Source organism: Evtepia gabavorous, assembly GCF_003425665.1.
GTDB classification, from domain to species: domain Bacteria; phylum Bacillota; class Clostridia; order Oscillospirales; family Oscillospiraceae; genus Evtepia; species Evtepia gabavorous.
Genome location: NZ_QQRQ01000050.1, coordinates 1 through 4,428, shown reverse-complemented (window position 1 = coordinate 4,428; position 4,428 = coordinate 1). Strand labels below are relative to the sequence as shown.

At 52.0% G+C, this 4,428-nt stretch carries 3 protein-coding genes; 1 reads left to right on the top strand and 2 read right to left on the bottom strand.

Annotated features, from left to right (window positions below; all coding sequences use genetic code 11):
• Positions 1 to 119 precede the first annotated feature (119 nt).
• Complete coding sequence (locus DV520_RS11925) at positions 120 to 1,115, top strand: D-alanine--D-alanine ligase family protein (RefSeq protein ID WP_117143008.1); 996 nt, start codon at positions 120 to 122, stop codon at positions 1,113 to 1,115.
• Here the strand turns inward: DV520_RS11925 and DV520_RS11920 are convergent.
• Positions 1,105 to 3,507: a tetratricopeptide repeat protein gene (locus DV520_RS11920; protein WP_117143007.1), complete on the bottom strand. Its 2,403-nt coding sequence runs from the start codon at positions 3,505 to 3,507 to the stop codon at positions 1,105 to 1,107. The two genes, DV520_RS11925 and DV520_RS11920, sit on opposite strands and share 11 nt — an antisense overlap.
• The gene (locus DV520_RS11915) at positions 3,504 to 4,325 is read right to left on the bottom strand and encodes a toll/interleukin-1 receptor domain-containing protein (RefSeq protein WP_117143006.1); all 822 of its coding nucleotides are present in this window, start codon (positions 4,323 to 4,325) and stop codon (positions 3,504 to 3,506) included. The genes DV520_RS11920 and DV520_RS11915 overlap by 4 nt, the downstream gene beginning before the upstream one ends.
• Between the last annotated feature and the right edge of the window lie 103 nt (positions 4,326 to 4,428).

Genomic DNA, 4,428 nt, shown 5'->3' with positions numbered 1-4,428 from the left:
AGGATAATCTCTTATTATCAATCGTTTAATCAGTTTCTGAAGCCAGCATAAGACATGAACGGGAAGTCATCCCCATTATGAATCGTTCTTGTGCGGCGGCAGGTAGGGAGGGATGATCTATGCGTATTGGTCTTGTTTTTGATATCAGAGAAGATTATGGGCTTGAAGCAAGTGATGTGACCTTCTGTGATTTTAACTATCTGAGCGATATGCAGTATCTCCAAAACACGCTTGAGCAGTCCGGTCATTATGTCTTGCCCGTTGGGGCGCCCCACAGCTTTGCCCGCATGCTTCGCGAGGATAAACTAAAAGATATTGATATCATCATGAATTTTGGCGAGGGCTTTCTGTCCAGAAATCGGGAGGGGATCGTGCCGGCGCTTTGCGAGATCTTTCATCTTCCCTATACAGGGAGTGACGCCTTTGCCATGGTCCTCACTTTGGACAAGCATATAACCATGCTCTATGCAGAAAGCTTGGGAATACATACGCCGAAGGGGTTCCTTTATCAGCCGCAGTTTCACACGCTGGACGAACTGGAGACTCTCTCCGCCCAGGCCGGGATCACATATCCTTTGGTGGTGAAGCCTAACCGGGAAGGCACTAGCATGGGTCTGTCGCTGGTAAAAAATAAAGATGAGTTCTTGGCCGCTGTTGGACGGATCGTGCGGACTTACAAGCAGGAAGTGCGCTGTGACGAATATATTGGTGGGCATGAACTGGCGGTCCCTATCCTGGGAACCGGTGCAGAGGCAGAGGTCTTGGGAATCGTAGAGTATTGCGAACAGGATGGTGGCATCATGCCGTTTTACACTGCGGAGAAAAAAGAGCACGGAAACCACCGGACCGAGTGGAGATCATTTGGGAGAGAGACAGACCAAGCGATCATCGATATGGCTCTGCGGGTCCACCGTGGATTCCAGTGCTGTGATCTCTCGCGCATTGATTTGAAACTATACAACGGTGTTCCGTATCTGCTGGAAGTGACCCCTATCCCCTCGATGAACCGGGGCGGTACATTTGAGTTTTGTGCCGCCCGGAGGGGGATGTCCTATGCCGATCTGCTGAACGCAGTTTTGGAATCCGCCCTGCGGAGATATCCTGCTACTCGGTGATTGAGAATCGAATCAGGGTGATCCCGTGCCGGAGGAGGCGCTCGTCAGCAGGTGAGGTCGCTTTTGCAAAAGCATCTACGCCATCCGGGACAGGGCGCTGAAAATAAGCGCAGATCTTTTGAATGTATTGTCCCGCAAGGGCCAGCCGACGGCGGCCAAAGCTGGGATCCTCCTGGATATATTTCAGGAAAAGCGGGTAGACCTCCTCCAGTTCCCCTCTGTCATAAAGGAGCAGTGCCTTACCGATGAGGAGGTGGGGAAGCAAGATCGCATATTCCGCGGCATCTCCGCTGTTTGAAATCTTTTCTGCCTGCGCCAGCCGCTCCGCTGCGGCGTCGTAATGTCCGAGCTTTCTGTGGGCAGTCGCCTGATTGATTCGGATGGCGATTCTGGTAAACGCATCGTACTCTTCTCGGTAAGCCTCTTCAAAAAGGGAAAGTGCCCGTTCAAAATTGCCTCTCAGACACCAATAATCCCCCAGGCCATTGATGGGGACATAGATTGTTTCCGCTCCGAAACTGCGAAGGATCTCGGCGCTGTGCTGGTAATTGCTCCTTGCCTGCTCCAGATCTCCGTGGAGCAGAAGCTCCGCCGCAAGGTTGCACAAGGTCCTTGCCAGCTCCTTCTGATTCCCTATCCGCTCAAAATACACCCGTGCGCTCTCCATCAGGCTGATTCCATAAACACCCTTGTGCACAATCAGAGATTTTCTCAAAAGGACATAGTACTCGTCCTCTAAATGATACCGCTTGGCAATGTCCAGGGCCGCGTTAAAATGGAATTCATGCATTGGGTCGCAGAGCGTCTCTTCTATCGAGGTCAGGCAGGACAGTGTGCGGACCAGAATGGACGCGGCCTGGGGACCGGTCTCTTTTTGCAATTCGGATAAGAGCGTCCGTAGATGTTCCAGCGGCCGAGAGATCTCTCCCGATTCATACAGGACAACACAATAGCTGCATTGGGCGTCCATCCGTTCATATTTGGTGAGTTTTGCACGCTCCAAAAAAGTCTCGTATGCGGTGATCGCCTTAGAAAAATCAGAACAATAGCGGTAGCAGTCTCCCTCCAGCTGCCAGGTGCGGTTCAAATCGTTCGGTGTGCGAAGATCGGGGACAAGTTCACAAAGATCACGCATCCTGCGGAGCACCTTGACCGCGTCCCTGTATTGCATGATGGACATGAGTTCCATGCTCAGGCGCTCATACAGCTGCATGGCCTGTGCGCGGTTCATGGCCTCATCGTAGTAAAACGCGCTCTTTTTCAGACTGTTCAGACTGGCGCTGACCGCGCCCTCAGTTATCTGCCGCTGGCTGAGCTTCCAGAAATACTCGCCCAACCGGCTGTTCCAGAGGACGCTCTCTTCTTTGGATACAAGATCGCGGATGGAGAGTCTGGCGAATATGCTCTCGAATTCGTACAGATCGTCCACCTTGCGTTGGATGATCCTTGAAATGGAGAGGAGTCGTCTCAACTTGTCCTTTACCGCCCAGAAACCCAACGGGTCGGAAAGGAGCTGGGCCTCAAATTCCACGCCGATGACGCTGGAGCCGCGGAGCAATTCCTGTAGCGGGTGCTCCATCCGCGTATACTCCTCTGTCGCCGGAACAGGGCCGCAGGTGAGCAGTACCGTCCCATCTATACTGCCGCAGCAGTAGAATCCGTTTTCCTCATAAAGAAGGCCTCGGGCCTTCATGCGCTCGGTCAGGTTGATCAGCGTGGCTGGGTTTCCCATGGCGGCGTCAAGCAACAGGCCCCTCTGCCCCGGAGCCATGCGGAGCTTGCCCTGAAACAGTTCATTCTCCAAAAAGCGTTGGAGCCCCTCTCTAGACCAGGGGTGGAAGTACAGGTAGCATGTACTCTGCGGATACCGGGAGAAAAGCCCGATCAGCTGGTCGGCACTGCGGGTTTGGGTACCGGATTGGCTGCGCAAAACGCCGTCGGTGTGCAGACAGCAACAGAAACAGACGTTAAAGCTGCGGTATGGATCTAAAAGCAGGCGGAGCAGCTTGGTAGTAAACGACCATAGATCATCGTTAAAGGACTGGAGCCGGTTCAAAAAGATAATAGTACGTTTTTTTCCGCTGCACAGTTCCAAAATACTCCGAATCAATTGTTCCGGATAATTTAAGCCGTCTTTCATCTCGTGGCTGGGCAAAGCGGCATCTGGAGTGCTTTGCCGGAGGGCCTCCTCCATGGGCCAGAGGGAAAAACTGAATGCGTCTGGATGGACCGAAAGGATGGTCGCATCTGGGGCGGTCTCTTTGATGGTTTCGGCTGCGGCGGATAAAACGCTGTGTTTTCCCAGGCCCCTCTCCCCGGTCAAAATATAGACCCTTTGCCGTTCTCCTTTTCTAAGCTCCGAGAGCAAGCTTGAATAATCGTTCAGCTTCATGCCGACACTCCGAGTATCGTCTGAATTTCCCTATCCAGCCGTTCAAGCAGGCCGGCTAAAGAGGGAAACTCTATCTCCGGCGTCAGATCCAGCAGCAGCCCTCGGTTTTCCAGGCGATACTGGCACTTTAAGGCAGACCATGTGACGCAGCCCTGATAGGCGTGGTCGTCACAGGAGCGGCTTCCCGGGTGCATCCACAGACATACGCCGCTTTTCCCGAGGAGCTGTCCCACCTGGACTTGCAGCAGCACGGCAGCCCCGGATCGCAGACGTAGGAGCAGCTTATTGGACTGCCGGTCAGAGCGAAGCGTAAACTTGTATTGGGATGCGCAGCGATCCAGGATCTGAACGAGTCCATCTGCGAGCGACTCATATAAAAAGGTGCCAGAGTCATCTTTCGGCTTTTTTCCCCGTATTACTTCATATATAAAATTGGAGTACGCCTCTGGTTCAGGGAATTCCGCTGCGCTTGAGTAAACAAAATTGCGATTCAACCCCGGAAGCGTTACATCATCAAACTTGAAAATATACATGAAATTTTCCTTGAAAAGGTTCTCAGAGAGAATGATCTGCGATTCATAGCGTGTAACAGGCTTTTCAACATATGCGTTTGACAGGAACAGGATGCAGCAATTGGATTCCTGAAGATAGATCCTGTGCAATTCCTGATCCAGAATTTTTCCGACCATCTTAGCCTGTGCGTTTCGGTCATAGTATACACGCATTTTTTGGGACTGCAGCCGTGCGACGAACCGCTCCACATAAGGCCGCTGTTCACTGGCGTAAGAAACCGCAACATCATATTTTTGGCGTTCCATATTTCTCCCACTCCTGTCAGTCTGATCAGACCTTATTTTACCGCTTGTAACAAAGGATAGTAATTATTTGATGCCACAATAAGTGATAATAAGAGATTATCCT